General features: G+C 39.9%; 23 protein-coding genes. 14 read left to right on the top strand and 9 right to left on the bottom strand.

Annotation, left to right across the window (positions count from 1 at the left end; translation table 11 throughout):
- Nucleotides 1-42: 42 nt before the first annotated feature.
- The gene (locus tag BG00_RS00535) at nucleotides 43-591 is read right to left on the bottom strand and encodes a DUF1415 domain-containing protein (protein WP_036979827.1); all 549 of its coding nucleotides are present in this window, start codon (nucleotides 589-591) and stop codon (nucleotides 43-45) included.
- The gene (waaA, locus tag BG00_RS00530) at nucleotides 588-1871 is read right to left on the bottom strand and encodes a lipid IV(A) 3-deoxy-D-manno-octulosonic acid transferase (protein ID WP_036979824.1); all 1284 of its coding nucleotides are present in this window, start codon (nucleotides 1869-1871) and stop codon (nucleotides 588-590) included. Before waaA ends, BG00_RS00535 begins: the two co-directional genes overlap by 4 nt.
- 235 nt (nucleotides 1872-2106) lie before the next feature.
- Between waaA and BG00_RS00525 the strand changes: the two genes are divergently transcribed.
- The gene (locus BG00_RS00525; protein WP_036979823.1) at nucleotides 2107-2697 is read left to right on the top strand and encodes a D-sedoheptulose-7-phosphate isomerase; all 591 of its coding nucleotides are present in this window, start codon (nucleotides 2107-2109) and stop codon (nucleotides 2695-2697) included.
- Nucleotides 2697-4136: a bifunctional D-glycero-beta-D-manno-heptose-7-phosphate kinase/D-glycero-beta-D-manno-heptose 1-phosphate adenylyltransferase HldE gene (hldE, locus tag BG00_RS00520; RefSeq protein ID WP_036979820.1), complete on the top strand. Its 1440-nt coding sequence runs from the start codon at nucleotides 2697-2699 to the stop codon at nucleotides 4134-4136. Before BG00_RS00525 ends, hldE begins: the two co-directional genes overlap by 1 nt.
- Before the next feature lie 330 nt (nucleotides 4137-4466).
- Here the strand turns inward: hldE and BG00_RS00515 are convergent, their stop codons facing one another.
- Nucleotides 4467-6014 (bottom strand): capsule assembly Wzi family protein, encoded by a 1548-nt coding sequence (locus BG00_RS00515; protein ID WP_036979818.1) that lies wholly within the window; start codon nucleotides 6012-6014, stop codon nucleotides 4467-4469.
- 175 nt (nucleotides 6015-6189) lie between these two features.
- Here BG00_RS00515 and BG00_RS00510 point away from each other — a divergent pair, with 175 nt between their 5' ends.
- The gene (locus BG00_RS00510; RefSeq protein WP_036979816.1) at nucleotides 6190-7263 is read left to right on the top strand and encodes a hypothetical protein; all 1074 of its coding nucleotides are present in this window, start codon (nucleotides 6190-6192) and stop codon (nucleotides 7261-7263) included.
- Nucleotides 7264-7306: 43 nt separating this feature from the next.
- On the opposite strand, the gene BG00_RS00505 is transcribed toward BG00_RS00510, so the two are convergent.
- Nucleotides 7307-8029, bottom strand: a complete 723-nt coding sequence (locus BG00_RS00505) for a 3-deoxy-D-manno-octulosonic acid kinase (protein ID WP_036979814.1) — start codon at nucleotides 8027-8029, stop codon at nucleotides 7307-7309.
- A gap of 123 nt (nucleotides 8030-8152) precedes the next feature.
- On the opposite strand from BG00_RS00505, the gene BG00_RS00500 reads away from it, so the two are divergent.
- From BG00_RS00500 to glpG, 6 genes are all read left to right on the top strand, one after another.
- Nucleotides 8153-9214, top strand: coding sequence for a glycosyltransferase family 9 protein (locus BG00_RS00500; protein WP_036979812.1), 1062 nt, complete (start codon nucleotides 8153-8155; stop codon nucleotides 9212-9214).
- Nucleotides 9211-9780, top strand: coding sequence for a D-glycero-beta-D-manno-heptose 1,7-bisphosphate 7-phosphatase (gene gmhB, locus BG00_RS00495; RefSeq protein ID WP_036979810.1), 570 nt, complete (start codon nucleotides 9211-9213; stop codon nucleotides 9778-9780). Before BG00_RS00500 ends, gmhB begins: the two co-directional genes overlap by 4 nt.
- Before the next feature lie 163 nt (nucleotides 9781-9943).
- Nucleotides 9944-11140: a glycine C-acetyltransferase gene (locus tag BG00_RS00490; protein WP_036979809.1), complete on the top strand. Its 1197-nt coding sequence runs from the start codon at nucleotides 9944-9946 to the stop codon at nucleotides 11138-11140.
- A 52-nt stretch (nucleotides 11141-11192) separates the two neighbouring features.
- Nucleotides 11193-12218: an L-threonine 3-dehydrogenase gene (gene tdh, locus BG00_RS00485; protein ID WP_036979807.1), complete on the top strand. Its 1026-nt coding sequence runs from the start codon at nucleotides 11193-11195 to the stop codon at nucleotides 12216-12218.
- Nucleotides 12219-12284: 66 nt separating this feature from the next.
- Nucleotides 12285-12602: a thiosulfate sulfurtransferase GlpE gene (glpE, locus tag BG00_RS00480; RefSeq protein ID WP_033104018.1), complete on the top strand. Its 318-nt coding sequence runs from the start codon at nucleotides 12285-12287 to the stop codon at nucleotides 12600-12602.
- Entirely contained in the window at nucleotides 12599-13420 is an 822-nt protein-coding gene (gene glpG / locus BG00_RS00475; protein WP_036979805.1) for a rhomboid family intramembrane serine protease GlpG, read from the top strand. Before glpE ends, glpG begins: the two co-directional genes overlap by 4 nt.
- Here glpG and BG00_RS00470 read toward each other — a convergent pair.
- Complete coding sequence (locus BG00_RS00470) at nucleotides 13417-13815, bottom strand: flagellar basal body-associated protein FliL (RefSeq protein WP_036979803.1); 399 nt, start codon at nucleotides 13813-13815, stop codon at nucleotides 13417-13419. The genes glpG and BG00_RS00470 overlap by 4 nt on opposite strands.
- Nucleotides 13816-14065: 250 nt before the next feature.
- Between BG00_RS00470 and BG00_RS00465 the strand changes: the two genes are divergently transcribed.
- Nucleotides 14066-14611, top strand: coding sequence for a chorismate--pyruvate lyase family protein (locus tag BG00_RS00465; protein ID WP_036979802.1), 546 nt, complete (start codon nucleotides 14066-14068; stop codon nucleotides 14609-14611).
- Nucleotides 14608-15486: a 4-hydroxybenzoate octaprenyltransferase gene (gene ubiA, locus BG00_RS00460; RefSeq protein WP_036979798.1), complete on the top strand. Its 879-nt coding sequence runs from the start codon at nucleotides 14608-14610 to the stop codon at nucleotides 15484-15486. Before BG00_RS00465 ends, ubiA begins: the two co-directional genes overlap by 4 nt.
- On the opposite strand, the gene BG00_RS00455 is transcribed toward ubiA, so the two are convergent.
- From BG00_RS00455 to BG00_RS00445, 3 genes are all read right to left on the bottom strand, one after another.
- The gene (locus BG00_RS00455; RefSeq protein WP_036979797.1) at nucleotides 15483-16103 is read right to left on the bottom strand and encodes a 2OG-Fe(II) oxygenase; all 621 of its coding nucleotides are present in this window, start codon (nucleotides 16101-16103) and stop codon (nucleotides 15483-15485) included. The genes ubiA and BG00_RS00455 overlap by 4 nt on opposite strands.
- A 95-nt stretch (nucleotides 16104-16198) precedes the next feature.
- The gene (locus BG00_RS00450) at nucleotides 16199-17077 is read right to left on the bottom strand and encodes a LysR family transcriptional regulator (protein WP_036979795.1); all 879 of its coding nucleotides are present in this window, start codon (nucleotides 17075-17077) and stop codon (nucleotides 16199-16201) included.
- Nucleotides 17078-17320: 243 nt separating this feature from the next.
- Nucleotides 17321-17770, bottom strand: coding sequence for a DUF2721 domain-containing protein (locus tag BG00_RS00445; protein WP_036979793.1), 450 nt, complete (start codon nucleotides 17768-17770; stop codon nucleotides 17321-17323).
- Between the two features lie 75 nt (nucleotides 17771-17845).
- Here BG00_RS00445 and BG00_RS00440 point away from each other — a divergent pair, with 75 nt between their 5' ends.
- The 3 genes from BG00_RS00440 to tsaD are packed head-to-tail and all read left to right on the top strand — an operon-like array spanning nucleotide 17846 to nucleotide 19840.
- Nucleotides 17846-18208 (top strand): putative signal transducing protein, encoded by a 363-nt coding sequence (locus BG00_RS00440; RefSeq protein WP_010391010.1) that lies wholly within the window; start codon nucleotides 17846-17848, stop codon nucleotides 18206-18208.
- Nucleotides 18192-18782 (top strand): YjaG family protein, encoded by a 591-nt coding sequence (locus BG00_RS00435; protein ID WP_036979791.1) that lies wholly within the window; start codon nucleotides 18192-18194, stop codon nucleotides 18780-18782. The genes BG00_RS00440 and BG00_RS00435 overlap by 17 nt, the downstream gene beginning before the upstream one ends.
- 44 nt (nucleotides 18783-18826) lie before the next feature.
- Nucleotides 18827-19840: a tRNA (adenosine(37)-N6)-threonylcarbamoyltransferase complex transferase subunit TsaD gene (tsaD, locus tag BG00_RS00430; RefSeq protein ID WP_036979790.1), complete on the top strand. Its 1014-nt coding sequence runs from the start codon at nucleotides 18827-18829 to the stop codon at nucleotides 19838-19840.
- 23 nt (nucleotides 19841-19863) lie between these two features.
- Here tsaD and plsY read toward each other — a convergent pair whose 3' ends face one another.
- The gene (gene plsY, locus BG00_RS00425) at nucleotides 19864-20469 is read right to left on the bottom strand and encodes a glycerol-3-phosphate 1-O-acyltransferase PlsY (RefSeq protein WP_036979788.1); all 606 of its coding nucleotides are present in this window, start codon (nucleotides 20467-20469) and stop codon (nucleotides 19864-19866) included.
- Nucleotides 20470-20639 lie beyond the last annotated feature (170 nt).

Genomic DNA, 20639 nt, shown 5'->3' with positions numbered 1-20639 from the left:
CCCCCAGTAATTGGAATGTCCAACTATTGGGGGTCACTTCACTTATGCGCTCGGTTTTTTGCAATTTTCAAGTAGCTGCTGCCAAAAGTGAATGCCTTTTCGGCGCGCTAAGTTGATATTGTGTTCAGGAATTGACTCTGGCTCATTGTATTCATCTAGCGCCGCGCTCATACTTGCCTCACGTATTAAGTGTAAAGTAGGAAAGGGCGAGCGGTTAGTATAATTTGCAGCGTCATCTTCATCACTATCAGCAAAAACATAGTCAGGATGAAAGTTTGCAATTTGGTACTTTCCCTCAAATCCTTGTGCAACTAATAGCGCATTGGCTAAGTCAACAAGGTCTAAAAAATCTTCAAAATCAGTAAAGCCATTATCAAATATTAATAAAGTGGTTTCACGCTGAGGATCCCGGTCAAGCTGGGTGCATTGCTCAAGCATATCCATTACAGCATCATCAATTTTTGAGGCATTACTAACAGTGTAGTGAATACAGTTATTTTCAACTTCTTTACGAGCAAATGGACAAAAATTGTATTTTACAATCACAGCGCTTACCCATTCACGGGTTTGAGATATAGCTAAGTTGGTCACGATTTTGGCTCTAAATAAGGAGTTATAATGGCAAGCGTTTTGGCAATAGCGCCTTGGTTTTTAGCAACGCACTGAGCTGCTTTACTGCCAAGAATATCACACGCTTTGGTGTTTTTAATTAAGCGAAGCAATGCAAGCACCAGTTCGTCAGTATTTTCAACCACATGGGCGCCTTTGAGTTTAATAAGTTCAGGGTAAACATGGTCAAAGTTGTAGGTATGAGGGCCGGTAAGTACACCCACTGAAAAAGCTGCGGACTCTAATGGGTTATGGCCACCACGACTAATTAAACTGCCACCGATAAAACTAATATTAGCGGCACCGTATAGATATTGTAATTCACCTAATGTGTCGGCTAATACAACTTGTTCATTGTTGTAACTTTTTTGACTGCGACGACTAAAGCTTAGATTCGAGTGAGTCAGCAACTCTGCAACTTTATCAAATTGTTCGGGATGACGTGGCGCAATGATCAGTAAAGCGTCAGGATGTGTTTCTAGTATTTGCTGGTGGGCTGCTAAAATAAACTCATGCTCTATGGGGTGTGTAGAACCTGCAACCCATATAAAGCGTTCTGCTTTTTTATAATCTTGCTGTAAAGAGGCGACTTTATTGAGTTGCGCAGTGGTTGGGGTAATATCAAATTTTATAGATCCCGTTACATGGCTTTTTTTAGCGGGTAGTCCTAATTCAATAAAGCGATTTGCATCTGTTTTGTCATGACTTGCAAGTGCGGTAATTGATTGCATGATACTGCGAGTTAGCTGGGCCACTTTTTCGTAGCCTTGCTGTGACTTTTCAGATAGTCGTGCGTTAACTACCAATACAGGTATATTTTGTTTGTGCGCATTAGCCATTAAGTTCGGCCAGAGTTCAGTTTCTAAAATACAGAGTAATTGCGGTTTTACTCGTTTTAAAAAGCGAGTGGTGGCCATAGGAAAATCAATGGGTAAATAACTAACAGCAACGCTTTGTTTAAACTGAGCGGTAACTTGCTCTCGTCCTGTGGGGGTATTGCAGGTAATTAAAATATTTAACTGCGGTTGTTCATGTTGTAGGGCTTTAATTAAAGGGGTAGCAGCTAACACCTCGCCCACAGAAGCACAATGAAATACAACCGGTTTGTTGCTATTTGAAAATAAAGCGCGACTTATGAAGCCAAAACGTTCCTTAAAGTGAGCGCGATATCCTGCGTTTTTTTTACCTCTTAGTACATATAAGTAAAATACAATCAGTGGGCTAATAATAATTAATGCGAGTGAATAAAAAATGCGTGCCATACTGTTGCTTTATGTAAATGAAAGTGGCGCTAGTTTAGCGTGAAATCGTTTTTTTCTAAATACACAAATATAAAATAGCTACCTGAAAAAGGTAACAACGTTAAAACCCTTCTTTATCTGAATAATAACTTTCTGCCCGTGCTTTAATTTAGTTATATAGAGGTGATTTGGCTATAAAATTATGGAATAATGAAATTAATTTTTCCTGCCATTTCAGTTCCAAGAGGAATATCTCATGTCAATTATAGATTCAGTGGCAACTAGCTACCTAGAAAGTTTAAATCGCCACCAAGTATTGTTCGAAAACATGGAGGCGTATCATCAAGAGGTAATGCAGTTGTTAGAAGCATGTCATAGTGCTTTACAAGCTGGTGGTAAGGTTGTTTGGTTTGGCAATGGCGGCAGTGCGGCTGATGCTCAGCATTTGGCTGCAGAGTTTGTGGTACGTTATAAGTTAGAGCGAGGGCCGTTAGCGTCTATTGCTCTAACCACAGACACCTCTATTTTAACAGCGCACAGTAATGACTATCATTTTGATACGGTATTTGAACGCCAAGTACAGGCGCTATGTAAACCTGAAGATATTGTAATTGGCTTAACCACATCGGGCACCAGTAATAATATTAATTTAGCGTTAGAAGCCGCTAATAAAATAGGAGCATTCACTGTTGCATTTACAGGTCGCGATGGAGGTAAGGTAAAAGACATCGCCAAGTTACCTATTATTATTAAAAATGATGAAACAGCCCGTATTCAAGAGGCGCACATGTTTATTGGCCATTGGCTGTGTGAAGCCATGGATATGGTTGTTGCGGAGCAGCAGTAATGGATTTATCGCTATTAAAAAACTTATCAGCAGCGCGTATTTTAGTGGTTGGCGACGTTATGCTCGACCGCTACTGGTATGGTGATTCTGGCCGTATTTCGCCGGAGGCACCAGTACCCGTTGTAAAAGTCAGTAAATTTGAAGACAAAGCTGGTGGTGCCGCTAATGTAGCTAAAAATATAGCCCGACTAGATGGCAAAGTGGGTTTACTTGGCCTAATTGGCGAGGATGAAAGCGGACAAATTTTAGAAAACATTCTAGAGGGTGAAAAAATAAATTCACAGCTTGTGAGTGTATGCGATTTGCCGACTATTTCTAAAATGCGGGTGATCAGTCGTCATCAACAAGTTGTGCGTTTAGATTTAGAAGAGGCTTTTAATGAGTCTCATAGCCAGTTGTTATTAAATCGATTAGAGCTGGTGCTGAGTGATTACGACTTTATTGTATTTTCTGATTACAACAAGGGCTCACTCGCGCTAATCCAAAAAATGATTTCGGTTGCTAAAAAAGCAGGAAAAACCGTGCTTGTTGACCCTAAATCATCTGATTTAGAGTTGTACCGCGGAGCTGATTACATAACCCCTAATTTAAATGAGTTTAAATTAGCAGGTGGTCAGGTTGGTTCAGAAGAGTTGCTTGCTAGCAGCGCGCGTACCCTGATTAGTGATGCGGGTATAAACGCCATGCTACTAACGCGCTCAGAACAGGGGATGTCGCTAATTGATGCAACGCAAAAGCATGACTTTGCAGCGCAACAACTTGAAGTAAGCGATGTAACCGGTGCGGGCGATACTGTTATTGCTACATTAGCAGTAATGCTAGGTGCGGGTATGACCGCCAAAGATGCAGTCGAAATTGCAAACTTAGCAGCCGGTATTGCAGTAAGTAAATTGGGAGCGGCTACTGTTTCTCCTGAAGAGTTGAGCCGCAAGTTAGGTCAATACTTACAAACCACTGGCGAGCATTATCAAACCCCATTTGATGATGTATTACAGCATATTGAATTTGCAAAGCAAAATGGAGAAACCATTGTATTTACTAATGGTTGTTTTGATATTTTGCATGCAGGCCATGTGCGCTATTTAGCGCAAGCTAAAGCGCGTGGTGATAGATTAGTGGTTGGTTTAAATAACGATGAATCTATTGCCCGTTTAAAAGGTCCTGAGCGCCCAATTAACCCATTAGATGAGCGTGCTATGGTACTAAGTGCATTAGCTTCTGTTGATTGGGTTATTCCGTTTGGCAGTGAAGATGAAAATGACACACCGGCAAAGTTAATTGAACAAATTAGCCCAGATATTCTTGTTAAAGGTGGTGATTACACCGTTGAGCAAATTGCTGGTGCTGAGCATGTGTTGCGTCATGGCGGAAAAGTAGAAGTGCTTGAGTTTTTAGATGGTTGCTCTACATCAAAAGTGATTAGCAAAATAAAAAGCTAGTTTAAGGGCCTGTTAATCTTTGAAGATTAAATTTGCAGCAGTCTGTTTGGTATTTAGGCAAGGCAGAGTCTATGTGGTGTGGTTATTCCCCATTAATAGGCGATAACGTAGCATTAATGCCAAACAGGCGCTGCCCAAAGGGTTCTGCCTAGGGGCAATTTACTCTTTGTTGCTCGGTTTTTACTTAGCCCGCTAGGTTACAAACCTCGCGCCGCGATTAAACTGCCCCTAGTTTGAACAAACATTAATCCGCAAAGGTCAACAGGCCCTAATGAAATCAAAAAAGGGGATAAACTTTGGTTTATCCTCCTTTTTTTAATGCTTGCAAAACTAAAAGTTATATTCGAACTTTGCAAATGCAGACGTATCGTTTTCTGCTCCATCGTTATTAGAGGCAAATCCGCCAAGGGTTAAGCGCCCCCCCATGGCAAGCATTCTGTAACGTACTTCAAGCTGTTTAGAGCTAAATGCTGTTTTGGTAATCGAGTTACCTAAGTCTGGGTTATTTGGGGATCTGTCACGGTTGTCGCTATTGTAGTCTACATCACGTAATTTTACTTGCCAGTCAGTTCCGCTTGAGAGTTGCCCAAGTACGGTTAACACTAGCGATTGCGCATCATTATCATAGGTAGAGCCGATAGGGCGACCATGGTAACGATACCCTGAATTATAAATACTGTGCTCATAGAAGCAGTTTTCAGTTGCTGATGTGGCAGAACACGCTACGCCGGTATCAGTGTATTCTAGGTTAAATAAAATATTCTGATTATAAATGCGAGTCGTGGTTTGTATTCCACCAAGATAACCTCTGTCTACTGGCTTAATACCGCCACTGGTATCTTCACCAATCGTGCTTGCATATACCGCATAAGGTTGATCAAACAAAGTGTCCGACCAACGAATATCAAAACCCGCGAGTTGATTACCTAAACGAGTAATGAGCTCACCATCGCAATCATTGGTACCATCAACACATTCACCTCCGCCGGTTATTAAATCAAAAAAGTCGCCTGCTGAACTAGGTTGTCCTTTGCCAGCCCACTGTGCTGACCAACTAAAGCCAATTTCTAATTGTTGAATTGGACGAAGGTTTAAACGAGTACTCCATAATAATGCATCAGGTACAACTCGGGTTGATTCAAGCTTAGCCATTTGTGCAGTAAAGCTCCACTGACCAATCCAGCTAAGCCAAGGCGTTTCGAACGCGCTACTTTGTTCTCTGCTGAGACTTATTGCGGGAAGTGGCTTTGAATTACCAGACATAATTAAGCTGTTATCAACACCCGGCCCCCAAAATTGCTCAACGGCACCCGCTCTTACAATCCAATTACCCATACGATATGCTAAATAGCTGTCATCTAGAGAGGTATCATTACAGTCAGTTAGTGCTTGCTCGTTTTGAGCTATATCATCAGTTGTTTTACCGTCGACTAAGCAGTTTTTGCCATCATTACGATGATTAATCGCTATTTTAGCTGCAAAGTTATGTCCTAAATAAGCGTAGGCAGCAGTTAACTCTGATTCTTGGCTATTGGTGGCACCAAAGCTAGTGGCTACAAGAGGATCTGAGCTGGCAAATGCCGAAAGCTGTACACTATGCGAACCGCTATTTTCTGACTTATAACGATGTTTTACACGTAATAACGCATCTTGCAGTTGAGGGGGTAATTGTTCTAGCGAAGTATTGTTAACATCATTAATAAAGCTTTTCCACATTAATGGATATGTTGTTACGGGCGCTAAAATTATACCTGAATCGGCAAGCTGTTGTATATCTGCTCTAAGAGCATAGTCATCAGGCTTTACCCAAGGTTCAGCATTTACGGTTGTCGTTACGGCACAAAAAAGCGAAGAAAGTATAAAAATTTTGTTTCGCAAAGCTCAGATCCTTATGATTGAAATTGCCGACAAGTTTAGCAATCTGCGCTCTTTATTGCAGTAATTAAATCAGCCAAGATAAATTTAAAATACCACTATAGATTAAAACATTGTAGCTCTATCGGAAAAATGATCTCGTTGATATACTCGTTGCAAAGAAAAAAAAGAGATAGTAATGAGCAACAAACGACTTTTATTTATTCCCGTGTCATCGCCCGAAGGTATTGGTGAATATATGCGCTCGTTACAGCTAGCTAATACCCTTACCTCGGAGTATGACAATTCGTTAGATATTCATTTCATTTTAAATAAGCACACGGCTTATGCTAAAAACTGCCCATTTCCTACCTTATTGTTAAATCAATCGGCAACAAAAGAAAATACGCATGTATGTCAGTTCATTGAACAATACAAACCAGATATGGTGCTATTTGATTGCGCAGGACGAGCCGAACAAATGAAAGCGGCAAAAAAAGTGGGTGCTAAAGTTGTTTTTATTTCACAGCATGCAAAAAAGCGAGCAAAAGGTTTAAAGCTTAATAGAGCGGGCCTTATTGATACTCATTGGGTTGTTCAGCCTGATTACTGTATTGACCCTCTTTCGTGGTATGAAAAGCTAAAATTGAGCATGCTGCCCCTGGCTTACCCTGCTAATGTTGGGCCGTTTACAGTGTTTGCATCAGCACAGCAAAAATCCGATGCACTAACCCGTTATCACTTGAAAGAGAAAGAATTCTTTATTGTTAACGCGGGCTCTGGTGGGCATACAGTTAATGGCGTGAATTGCGCAGATTTATATTTTCAAGCAGGGCTTATTATTGCTAAGCAAACAGGCTTAAAAGGTGTAGTGGTATTTGGTCCTAATTACACTAAATCGTTACCTAAAAGCGATGAGTTAATTTGTTTGCCAAGCCAAGGGGGAGCTGAATTTTTAGCCTTACTAAGTCAGGCCAAGGTTGCATTATTAAGCGCGGGTGATACTTTACTCCAAGCTATTGCCTTGCAAACCCCCACAATTGCGTGTGCTATTTCAAAAGATCAAGGTGAGCGTCTTACCCGTTGTACTCGCACTGAAGTGGCTTATCAGGCACAGCTTGATATTGTTGATATAAGTGAAAAAGTGCAAACGTTACTTACAGAGTCTCGTTATAAATATATTATTGATAAGTATTCTACTTTAGAAACAATCCACAGTTTTGACATTATTACACAAGGTTTGAAAAACATGCTGTTTAATAAGACTCATTAGTTATTAATAATTTAGTTTTTAGGAGCTTGATTTAACAAGTTTTTTAGAATTCGAGCTTTTGGTTGTATTGATTGCGTAATGTTTGCCAATCGTTTTGCTGCCAATGAAAGTGGCTATTGCGGCTTTGCTCTTTTAAAAAGGAGCGTTGTAAGCGAGACATGTTGCTTTGTTGCCATTTTTTATTGGGCACTTTTATTTCGCCACGGTCAAAGTCGATAATATAAACGTCGCCAGAGTCATCAAATAAAATATTATTAATATTTAAATCAGCGTGATACACCCCTTTATTATGAAACTGGGCAATGGTTTGTGCTACTTTTTTTATCTCAATATCACTTAAGGGGCGCTCAATCAGAACATCTAATACACTTTTAGCGCCGCTTACTGCTTCAGTAATAATATCACCTCGGTAAATAAAACCATGTCGGCTCACTTTAGCTGCAATGGGCTTTGGTACATTTAAACCTAACTCTATTAATTGCGTCATTAAGCTAAATTCTTGATAAACACGCGTATGCTCTAGTCCCCAATATAAATATTGGTCACTAAGTAGCTTGCCTATGAGGCCGCCACGCCAATAATGGCGCAATACAGCCGTTAAATCTGCGTGTTTAAAAAACCAAGCAGTTGCACGCCCCTTTTTAGCGCCAACAATTTTTTGCTGTTGCTGCCAGAAGTCGGGGTTAAACCAATCTAACTCTATTTCGGTGCTATATTGAGGATGGCTCAAAATGACATGGTTATTTTTGACGTGTTGATTAAACATAGCTCATAGGATTCGCTTTAATATGTGCACATATTAACGTGTTTTAAGTCTAAGGATAAGTACTTGCAATGACGCGATTATAATTTAAGATCGGGTTTAACTATTTTACTCCCAAGGAAACGTGTGACTTCAGCGCCTACTTACACATCAATTTGTATTTTACGTCTTTCTGCTATTGGTGATGTATGCCATGCAGTGAGTGCGGTACAAGCAATTCAAAAAGCGCATCCAAATGCTAAGATCACTTGGGTGATAGGGAAGGTCGAGGCGATGCTGTTAGCTGACTTACCAGGCGTTGAGCTTGTTGTATTTGATAAAAAACAAGGTAAGGCGGCACTAAAACAGTTAAAGCAAACCTTTAAAGGGCAGTGTTTTGACGTACTGCTTAACATGCAAGTGGCTTTAAGAGCTGGTTTTGTCGCTCGCTGTATTCCTGCCAAAGTTAAAATTGGTTTTGATTGGGCTCGTTCAAAAGAACTGCATAGTTTATTTATTAATAAACGTATTAAAGCCCAATCTCAGGCGCATGTTTTAGAGGGTTTTAAAGGCTTTGCTCAAGCGATTGGTGTTGATGATTATGTCCCTGTTTGGAATATGCCCTACACCGACAAAGATCAAGCTAAAGCTGATGAGCTGTTAGGTGACGATTATTTATCAACTAAGCTATTTGTTATTTCGCCAGCAGCAAGTAAAGCACAGCGTAACTGGTTAGCCGAACGCTATGCTGCGCTTGCTGATTATGCCAATGCGCAAGGTTTTAAAGTGGTGCTAACCGGTGGGCCTACTGAGCTGGAAATTAATTTAGCAAATAATATCATTAAACACTCTGATTCACCCATTCTGAACTTGGTGGGTAAAACAAAACTCAAAGAATTATTGTGCGTACTTAAGCGTGCAGACTTAGTACTGGCACCCGATACAGGCCCAGCTCATATGGCGGTGACTGTGGGCACACCGGTTATTGGCTTGTATGCGCATTCAAACCCAGCGCGAACGGGGCCTTATTTATATCAAGATTACGTGGTTGAGGTTTATCACCAAAACTTATTAAAGCAAACTGGTAAAACCGCCGAGCAATTACCTTGGGGCACTCGGGTTAAGGGCGATGATTTAATGAGTCAAATAACTACGGATGCAGTAAAAGAAATGTTTGACCATGTTGTTAAAAAAGAGTCGTTATTATGAATGGTAAACACACAAATAAGGCGCTTTTTTTAGACCGCGATGGTGTAGTCAATGTTGATCATGGCTATGTATTTAAAAGCGAAGAGTTTGAATTTATAGAGGGTGTGTTTTCAACGTGTAAAGTATTTTATGACGCGGGCTATAAAATAATTGTTGTAACCAACCAATCAGGTATTGGTCGAGGTTATTACTCAGAAGCTGATTTTTTTGCCCTTAGCACATGGATGAAAGCGCAGTTTAGTCATCATCAAATTGAAATTACTGATGTTTATTTTTGTCCTCATCATCCTAAAAATGCATTACCAGATTATTTAAAAGAGTGCGATTGCAGAAAGCCAGCGCCAGGAATGTTACTGCAAGGAATAAAAGATCATCATATTGACCCTGCACTTAGTGTGATGGTGGGGGACAAGCGAGGTGATATGCAAGCTGCTATGAGCGCTAATATCCGTACTAAAATATTGGTACGTTCTGGGAAAACAGTTGATGAGCAAGCCGTAAAGTCTGCTGACTATGTTTGTGATTCAATCAAGGAGCTTCCTGTTCTGCTCGCTGGTCTGATTTAGTGCATACCTCATGCCCGTAAACTGGCAGCTTTTCCTGCCAGTTAGCTAATTTACGACCAATGACAAACAGTGCAATTTGGCGCTTAAACTTTTACAATACCCGCATTATAAATAGCAGCAACGTGTCTGCTGTTTAACCCGTTCAACCAAATGGAGATCACAGATGAGAGCATCTGCTTTTTTTAGCCAATTACAACAGCAAATCGAAGACGTTAAAGCGGAAGGTTTGTACAAAAATGAACGTGTTATCACTTCACAGCAGCAAGCTCAAATTGAAGTGGCATCAGGTGATAAGGTTATTAACTTTTGTGCTAACAACTACTTAGGTTTAGCTAATAGCCCAGAGCTAATTGCAGCTGCCCAACAAGGCTTAGATGACCATGGTTTTGGTGTTGCGTCTGTGCGTTTTATTTGTGGTACCCAAGATATTCATAAAACGCTTGAGAAAAAAATCAGTCAATTTTTAGAAACTGAAGACACCATTTTGTATTCATCATGTTTTGATGCGAATACGGGCTTGTTTGAAACTATTCTAGGTGCAGACGATGCGATTATTTCTGATTCATTAAATCATGCTTCTATTATTGATGGTGTACGTTTATGTAAAGCAAAGCGTTTCCGTTATGCAAATAATGATATGGCAGATTTAGAAAAGCAATTAATTGCAGCCGATGAAGCTGGAGCTAAAACTAAACTAATTGCTACTGATGGCGTGTTCTCAATGGATGGCGTTATTTGTAATTTAGAAGCCGTGTGTGATTTAGCCGATAAATATGACGCGCTTGTTATGGTTGATGACTCACATGCCGTTGGTTTTGTTGGCGAAAATGGTAAAGGTACACCTGAGTACTGTAATGTACTCGACCGTGTCGATATTATTACCGGTACCTTAGGTAAAGCGCTTGGTGGAGCTTCTGGTGGTTACACTTCAGGTAAAAAAGAAATTGTTGAGTGGCTTCGTCAGCGTTCACGTCCATACTTATTCTCAAATTCATTGGCGCCTTCAATCGTAACGGCGTCAATCAAAGTGTTAGAAATGCTTGAAAATGGCGGTGAGCTTCGCGCTAAGCTATGGTCAAACGCTAAATACTTCCGCGAGCAGATGGAAGCGGCAGGCTTTACTTGTGCAGGTAAAGATCATGCGATTATTCCTGTGATGCTGGGAGACGCCAAAGTAGCGTCACTTATGGCTGATAAGCTTTTGGCCGAAGGGATTTATGTAACTGGCTTTTCATTCCCTGTTGTACCAAAAGGTCAGGCGCGTATTCGTACCCAAATTTCTGCAGCGCATAGCAAAGAACAGCTTGATACAGCCATTGCAGCCTTTACCCGTATTGGTAAAGAGATTGGTGTTATTTAATTTTCTTGTTAAATCGCGGCTAAAGTCGCGATTTTTTAATTGAGTGTGGATTATGAAAGCATTATCAAAGTTAAAAGCAGAGCCGGGCATTTGGATGACAGATGCGCCAAAGCCTGAAGTGGGTCATAACGATCTGTTAATTAAAATTCGTAAAACAGCCATTTGTGGTACCGATGTTCATATTTATAAGTGGGATGAGTGGGCACAAAACACTATTCCTACGCCTATGGTGGTTGGCCACGAATACGTGGGTGAAGTAATTGACATGGGCCAAGAAGTTCGCGGTTTTGAAGTTGGCGACCGTGTTTCGGGTGAAGGTCATATAACCTGTGGTCATTGTCGTAACTGTCGTGCTGGACGCGTTCACTTATGCCGTAATACAACCGGTGTGGGTGTTAATCGCGAAGGTGCATTTGCTGAGTACTTAGTGATCCCAGCATTTAATGCATTTAAAATTCCAGATAACATTAGCGATGAACTTGCCTCTATTTTTGACCCGTTTGGTAATGCAGTACACACGGCTTTATCGTTCGATTTAGTGGGTGAAGATGTATTAATCACCGGTGCAGGCCCTATTGGTATTATGGCTGCAGCTGTAGCTAAACATGTGGGTGCACGCCATGTGGTTATTACCGACGTAAATGAATACCGCCTAGATTTAGCACGCAAAATGGGCGCAACGCGTGCTGTAAACGTCGCGAATGAAAAACTCGAAGATGTAGCTAAAGAGCTAGGTATGACCGAAGGCTTTGATATTGGCCTAGAGATGTCAGGTGTACCAAGTGCATTTAATACCATGCTAAATAACATGAATCATGGCGGCAAAATTGCCATGTTAGGTATTCCACCTTCAGATATGGCGGTCGATTGGAATCAAGTTATTTTTAAAGGCTTAGTGATTAAAGGTATTTACGGTCGTGAGATGTTTGAAACTTGGTACAAAATGGCCAGCTTGATTCAATCAGGGCTTGATTTAAAACCAATTATTACTCATCAGTATTCAATTGATGACTTCCAAGCTGGCTTTGATATGATGATTTCAGGCCAATCGGGTAAAGTAATTCTTAACTGGGATTAATTATCCCCTTGTTAAGAGAATTAAAGGCGGCATTTGTCGCCTTTTTTGTAATTATAAGAGAGTACTATGGCATTTAAACATATATCAATCGCACAAACCCTCGAACTACTAGACAAAGAAGATGTGGTGATTGCCGATATTCGCGATCCTAATTCGTATCAGGCAGGGCACATTCCAGGTTCTGAAGCACTTTCAAATGCAAATATCGCCCAATTTATGATGGAAAAAGAGTTTGACCAGCCGATTATTATTGTTTGTTATCACGGCATGAGTTCACAAGGTGCTGCCAGCTACTTAGTAGAGCAAGGCTTTGAAGATGTTTACAGCATGGATGGTGGTTTTACTGCATGGGAAGCCGCTTACAAGGATAAAGTAGCACGATGATAGAGCTAGGCAGTCTAACTAACCCCCGTGCTGCACAGGGCTTTATAGATTACCTAAAAAGCCAAGGGCTTTCAGGGCAAATTCGTACTGAGGATGGCCATACGCTTGTCATTAGTGTGGCACCTGAAGACTTTCATGCAGTGCAGCCTTTATGGAACGAATTTGCTAAAAACCCTAATCATGAACGTTATCAACAAGCATCATGGCAAGTAGGTACTACGCAGTCACCATTAAAATATCAAGGCCAGTCGCTTAATTTAGTTGCCCGTTTTAAAGCCTTAAGTTGGCTTAATCAAAGTGTTAGCATTCTCAGTATTGTTGTTTATATTGCTTTTTTATTTGGTGCGTTTGAACCTATTTACATGGCGTTGCAGTTTAACCCTGCGTCACCACTTACTTGGTTAACCCCGGCTATTGTGCATTTTAGCGCCATGCATATTGTATTTAACTTAATCTGGTGGGTTTCACTGGGTGACAATATTGAAAAGCAATGTGGTAAATCGAGTCTAATCGGACTTTTTTTAATTACCGCTTTAATAAGTAATTGGGCACAGTACTTAATGGTCGGTCCTAACTTTGGTGGGCTTAGCGGTGTTGTATATGGGTTGTTAGGCTTTTGTTGGATTTACAGCACCCTTAACCCTAAACAGCCTGCACTGGTTACAACCGCAATTGTTGGATTTATGCTGGTATGGTTAGTACTTGGTTTTGCAGATGTATTATTTGTTGGAATGGCTAATTGGGCACACTTAGGTGGGCTCGTTAGCGGTATGGCTTTTGCCTATACCGCTCAGCTTTTTAAAACAAAAAGTGCCTAATGATATAAATATTTAGTAAATAAGAGATCACGGATGATCTCATGTCCTGTTTCTTCTTTAAGAAGGCTCTTTAGTTTTTCTACGCTTTTAAGGCGTATTTGCTCGCGTCCTGTTAAAGATTTTATTTTATTTTCATGCTCTTTAGATAATATCTCAACTAACGCATCACGAAGTAACGGCGTGTGGTGTTCCACGATTGCAATATCTGATGTTTTATTAAGCATTAAATCAACAGTGACACGTACATAGCCCATTTTTTTACTCGATGGGCCAATGTAGTTGGTAATAATATCTGGCTCAAACCCAAAATAACCCACAGTAGACTCAGCACGTGCTGATAAGCTGGTTAAGCTGACTAAAAGAATAAAAAGGCCTGTAAATACTGTTTTTTTCATTTCAAAAGCGTTTCCGTAAACTGGTTACAAATAGTTTATACTTATTAATAAATAAGATACAGTAAGATGCTGTTATTTGTTGAGCTATGTAAAGGCACTCTATACTCAAGTTTGGGATAGGCAATAGCGAGAGTCAAATGTTGATTAGCTTTTTATAATAACAGGGTGTGCTTGGCAGTAAGTAAATCGCGCTTTTTCAAATCTCTTAGCAATGTTATGATCTTGCTGATTTTTATCAAGTAGAGCTATTGTGATTACGTTTCCTCTTTCTTTATCTGCTGATTGGCAGAGTACCGCTCAAGTCAGTGGCTTATCTAGCGCTGAGCAAGAGTGGCTATTTGAACCGCATTCTTTAACGGCTAAATTAAAAAGCCAGTCTCAGCGTTTTGCTGTAAAAGTGTTGAGTGAGCAAAAAGTTAACCTCTCGCAACCTCAGCAAGCTTTATTAAGTAATGAGGTGAACACTGTACTTAACCGTGAAGTTCTATTGTTGTGTGATGACAAACCGGTTGTATATGCTCAAAGCTGGTTGCCAATATCAAACAACAATACAAATAATCAGCTGCATAATATGGGGGAACGTCCGTTGGGTGATGTCATATTTCAAGATCCTGCGTTAAAGCGCACTGATATTGAAATTGCTCGCTTTGATGATAACCACTCATTGCAATCACTGGTGAGCGAACTTAATTTACCCATACACATATTATTAGGGCGACGAAGCGTGTTCTCTTTGCATGACTACAAATTTTTAGTTTGTGAAGTTTTTTTACCAGGAGCCTATTTATACTCATGAAACTAGCCCCTTTATCGGTAAACCATGTACCGTATTACGTTCAGTTAATGCGAATAGATAAGCCCATAGGCACCTTATTATTACTTTGGCCAACTTATTGGGCGCTGTGGATAGCAAATGAGGGGATACCAAGCCTAACAAACTTCATTGTGTTTACCCTTGGGGTAATAGTTATGCGCAGCGCAGGATGCGTTATCAATGATTTTGCTGACAGAAAAATAGATGGCTCAGTAAAACGAACCTGTCAGCGCCCTTTAGCAACTGGGGCTGTGAGTAGTGGGGAAGCAATTAGTTTGTTTTTGCTGCTGGTTAGCATCGCTTTTATTTTAGTAATAATGCTAAATACCAATACTATATTGTTATCGTTTGGGGCGCTTGGGCTCGCGTTTTGTTATCCCTTTATGAAACGTTACACACAACTTCCACAGGTTGTATTAGGGGCTGCTTTTGGTTGGGCAATTCCTATGGCATTTATGGCATCAATAAACTCTCTACCCGTGCAGGCATGGCTGCTATTTATTGCCAATATTTGCTGGACGGTGGCTTATGACACTATGTACGCCATGGTTGATAGAGATGATGATTTAAAAATAGGAGTAAAATCAACCGCTATTTTATTCGCCAGTTATGACCGCCATATTATTGGGTTGCTTAACATTATATTCTTAGTATTAATGACATTGATCGGCTTTATTAGCCAAGTTGGAGCAAGCTTTTGGCTAGGGTTAGCGGTTGCTGCGGCTTTATTATTGTATCAACAGCGTTTGATTCATTTACGTCAACGAGATGCCTGTTTTAAAGCGTTTTTGAATAATCATTATGTGGGACTTACTGTATTTATAGGCTTATTATTTTCTTACCCCGTTTTTTCTTAACGGGGTGGGTCGATAATACCACTAATTGACGCATTTTTTCTGAACCAACCAGCAATCGAATAGCGGTTATCAACAGCAGGAAGTACTTCATGCACAAAGCGTTCGCTTTCAAATAATACCAAAGTGCCTGCAGTGGGTTTTATAACCACTTCTATGTCTTTACTTTTAGGCTTGTAAATAACCAGCTCCCCGCCTTTCTTAGGAGAGTTTAAGTACAATACGGTGGTAAAAACTCGATTTGAACGACCTTTGAACGCATCTACATGTTTTTTGTAAAAATCACCCTGCGTATACTTTGCATAGTGACACTCATAATCAAACAAGCCCATGAAAAAGTTACGATTAAGGGTAGTGCGAACAGCTTCCATTATTTGTTGATAGCTAAGCTGTGCATTTGAGCTGCCATCAAACCAGTAGGTTTTATCTTTACGAACGGAGTCATCAATTTGTAAATTGTTTAATCGTCCAATACCGGCAAGGCTAAAGTGAGGATTTATTCTATAGCAATCAGCCATCAACTCGGATATTAAGTCACTATCAATGGCGTTTTCAATAATGGCATAGCCATGCGTTTCAATGTGCTCTAGGTAAATTTCAGCAGCTGTAAAGTTTTTCATTAACGCTAGTCATAATATAAGGGAGCGTTAGTGTAGTGAAAAAAAACTTTAATGCCACTAATTTATAGTTGTTATAAAACGCATGGAGTCATTTTTTATGCTCTTGAAACTTTCTTAATTAGCGAGAGTAGGTGGTCAACATGCTCACCAGCCTCTATCTGCTGGCTTGTTTGCACCACAAGTTGTTCATGGCTAATATCGTTATTCGTTTTAAGCTGGATTAAGTTATGGTTTTCTGCCACAGAGCTGGTGTGTTCAATACCGGCAATGGCAAAATGATCTGACTTTTCAAGTCCAGCCATTACCTGATCAATACTACCTACTTTAATCGTTGAAGCTTTATTTAGCGAGTCTATTACTTCATTAAGCATTGATTGCACTTGTTTTGACTGTGAAAAACAACTGAACATTGGATAGCTTTCGAGCTCTTTTTTACTAATATCGCTTTTATTTGCTAAAGGATGTTGTTTTGAACAAAATAAAATAAGCTGATCAGGTAATTGTATGTCGCTACCAATACTATTGACTATTTGCGAGCATACACTAATGTCTATTTCACCTTGAAGTAACTTTCTATGAAGCTCAGTTTTATTTTGTAGCTGCATTTCGATTTTAATGTGAGGATATTGGCTTAAAAATTCACCGCAGGTAATTGGTACTATGCTGCTGGTTGTTGTGGTGTAACCAATAACTAGCTTTTTCTCTTCAGTGCCATTAATTGACTGAAAAGCGCGATGCTTTATTTGCTCTAGCTCATTGAGGGTATTTTTTGCAAAGTCGAGGAAAAGTTCGCCTGCTTGAGTTAATTTAACCGAGCGAGTAGAGCGGGTAACAAGTTCGTAGCCAAGCTCTGTTTCAAGAGTTTGAATACTACGAGTTAACGCAGATGTGCTAATTTGGGTTTGTTCTGCAGCTTGCCTAAAATGACGAAGTAGGCCAAGCGCTACAAACTGTTCTAATTGTTCAAATCTCACTATACAGTCCTTTTTTATAGGTAAGCTAGGGGAATTGCAGATTAAATACTGACTTTATATCCCTACAGATCAGTTGAAATAATGTTTTTAACCACCTCCTTAGATTAACTTTCTTTTCATCGTATTTAAAGAGAATAGTTGCTAAAAGTTGTTATACCTTTGGGTAATGTTAAATAACTGTAGGGCTTTATTATTGACCAAGTTTATGCAATTTTATAACAACTTTACTAAAGTCTCGATTGGTTAATCGCTGTTTTTGCTTTTAGGGTTAGGCTCAATAAAGTTTTTACTAACTCGGTTACTTAAAGGCTTATTTTCAATGTTTTGTAATTCAATTTCGATGGCATCACAAGAAATATGAATTTCAAATAATGAAGTAAGCAAAGATAAGCTCAAGCAGCTTAAACTGACCCCAAATAAAATAATACCCGTGGTATTAAATTCTATAAATAATGCAAACATAGATAGCGTACATAATAAAAAAGCAGCCACTCCGTATACTTGCATGGTCCTTATTAGTTTTATTCGCTTTCTAAGGTTGGTTATTTGCGCCACCACAACAGGACGAATAGACTCACCTTCACGAGCATTCAATTCTCGTATTAGTTGCGCTAGCACTAAAAATCGGTTTGTATAGGCGAGTAACAACAACGAGATTGCTGGAAAAAGTAAACCTGGGGTAGTTAGCGTCATAATGTGTCCTTAAATCATATTATTTGCTTTAGGTTACGCAGGCAAATTGTACACATAAAGTAAATGAGGTGGATATTGCAAAATATTAATAATAGCGATTCAAATATAACATCATTTGATTGGGTGACGCTTTATAACGCAGAAAATAGTTTAGAGGCCAATATAATAAAAGGACTGATTCTTAATGCGGGAATTGAGTGCCAAATAAAAGGTGAAATGCTGCAAGGCGCAATGGGCGAGATCCCATTTGAACAAACACAAGTAAGTGTGCAGGTTTATGCGATAAAAGAGCGCCATGCACGTGAAATATTGGTAAACTATCAGCAAGTAAAACAATCCGCTCCAGATTGGGTGTGCCCTAACTGTAATGAGCATAATGGATCAACATTTGATTTTTGTTGGTCATGTGGGACTTTAAAGAATGACAAAAGCGAATAATTTTCAGCGTATTAGAGAATTAAATTACCTACAAAAAGCGGTATTGGCCAGTGCGTTAATAGAACGTATGTTGCCTAATTATGGGCTATTTAGTGAGGCTACCGGCTTTGGCGATGAGGTTATTTTACGCAATGCTTTAAATGTATGTTGGGAAAAAATACTCTTTCCTAAAAGTAAAATTGATTTAGAAAAGCAAGTCGAAAAAATTGAGCCTAATGTACCTGAACTTGCTGATTTTGATATGTTTGGTACTTACCCTGCCATTGACGCTGCAACTTCATTATTGAGCTTAATGCATGGCCTTTTAGCACAAGATGAGCAAGAGTTTGTTAATGTGAGTAAAATATCGCAGGCTACTGTGGCTCGCTTTATTGAGTATCAAATGACGGTTGAAGGGGATGTTGCTGATAATAAAGCAGTGCGTGAACACCCACTAATGCAATACGAAATAGAGGTATTAGGTGAACTAATTGATTTTGTAGAAGCTATGGGGCGTATTACTGCTGAAAATGTAAAAGCATTGAAAAAGCATGTCCTTGCTGATGGCCAAACTAACATTGGTTTAGCACTTTAAGTTATTTGTTTTAAACACCTTGTTAGGTGGCAGGAGAATTAACAATGCGAATTTTAGGCATTGAATCATCATGCGATGAAACTGGTATTGCTATTTATGATGATGAAAAAGGGCTACTGGCTCATCAATTATATAGCCAAGTAAAAGTACATGCTGATTACGGTGGTGTGGTACCTGAGCTTGCATCTCGCGATCATGTACGTAAAACATTGCCGCTTATTGATGCGGCATTTGCACAAGCTGGCTGTGGACCTGAAGATTTAGACGGTATTGCCTACACCGCAGGACCTGGTTTAGTAGGGGCTTTGTTAGTAGGTACCTCAATTGGTCGCTCTTTAGCGTATGGTTGGGATATTCCTGCGGTGGCAGTGCATCACATGGAAGGGCATTTATTAGCGCCAATGCTTGAGGAAAACGTTCCCGAATTTCCATTTATTGCTTTACTCGTATCTGGCGGTCATACCATGATGGTAAAGGTTGCGGGCATTGGCCAATACGAAGTATTGGGTGAGTCGGTAGATGACGCTGCAGGTGAAGCATTTGATAAAACTGCTAAATTACTTGGGCTTGATTACCCTGGCGGTCCTCGTTTAGCTAAAATGGCTGAGCAAGGTGTTGCCAAACGGTTTGTTTTTCCGCGCCCAATGACTGATAAGCCTGGTCTTGATTTTAGCTTTAGTGGCCTAAAAACCGCCGCTTCGATTGCTATTCGTGAAAATGATAGTGACGAGCAAACTAAAGCTGATATTGCCCATGCATTTCAAACAGCTGTTATAGATACTTTAGTGATTAAGTGTAAGCGAGCACTAAAACAAACGGGTATTAAACGTTTAGTAATAGCCGGTGGTGTAAGTGCTAATACGCAACTACGTTTGCAACTAGAGCGTGTGATGCAAGGTATGAAGGGCGAAGTGTATTACCCACGCACTGAGTTTTGTACCGACAATGGCGCAATGATTGCTTATGCTGGTATGCAGCGTTTAAAAGCGGGACAGTTTGCTTCGCTTGATATGAAAACTAAACCGCGCTGGCCAATCGATAGCCTAGAAGCAATATAGTTAACCAGAACCTAGGTTAGTTATTACTTCTTATCATCTGTAGGGGCTTGTTTAGTCCCTACTTTTGGTTCTTCACCCTTAAATAAACGCACAATATTAGTGCGATGCCTAATAATGATCAGTAGCGTAATAAAGGTCACGGGTAAGGTATATAACGGCTTTATCCACCATGTATATAAAGGTGCTAGCGTTACAGCTACTAACGCTGCAAGGGATGAGTAGCGGGTAATCGCGACAATAATCAGCCAAGTACCAATCAATAACCCACCTAAAGAGAGTCCTATCGGCAGTAACGAGCCAAATGCTGTTGCGACCGCTTTACCCCCTTTAAAACTAAAAAATAATGGGTACATGTGCCCTAAACATGCTGCAACCGCAATTAAACCAAGCTCTAGCGGCTCAAGTTTTAAAAAGTAAGCGCCCCAAACAGGGATAGTGCCCTTTAAAATATCAAATATTAAAACTAAGCATGCGGGGAGAGCGCCGCCTAAACGGTAGACATTGGTTGCTCCTGGGTTATTGGAGCCATTTGTGCGTGGATCGGGAAGTTTGAATAGCCGCGACACTAAAATGGCCGATGAAATCGAGCCGAGCAAATAGGCTAATACAAACATTAAAATGACTAACACGCGCTTCCTTATTTTTTAATCATTACTTTTAAGCTATTATTGGCGTCAAAATTTACGGGCTTCTTAAATTACTCGCAATTTTGTAACTATTCTATTGTAGAAGTAATTTTAGTATATTTAAACACTGATTAAAGTATATACAGTATTAATTTGATTGATACAATATGTAA

Source organism: Pseudoalteromonas sp. SCSIO_11900 (assembly GCF_000576475.1).
Taxonomy (GTDB): Bacteria; Pseudomonadota; Gammaproteobacteria; order Enterobacterales; family Alteromonadaceae; genus Pseudoalteromonas; species Pseudoalteromonas tetraodonis.
This window is presented reverse-complemented; position numbering and strand designations above follow the sequence as displayed.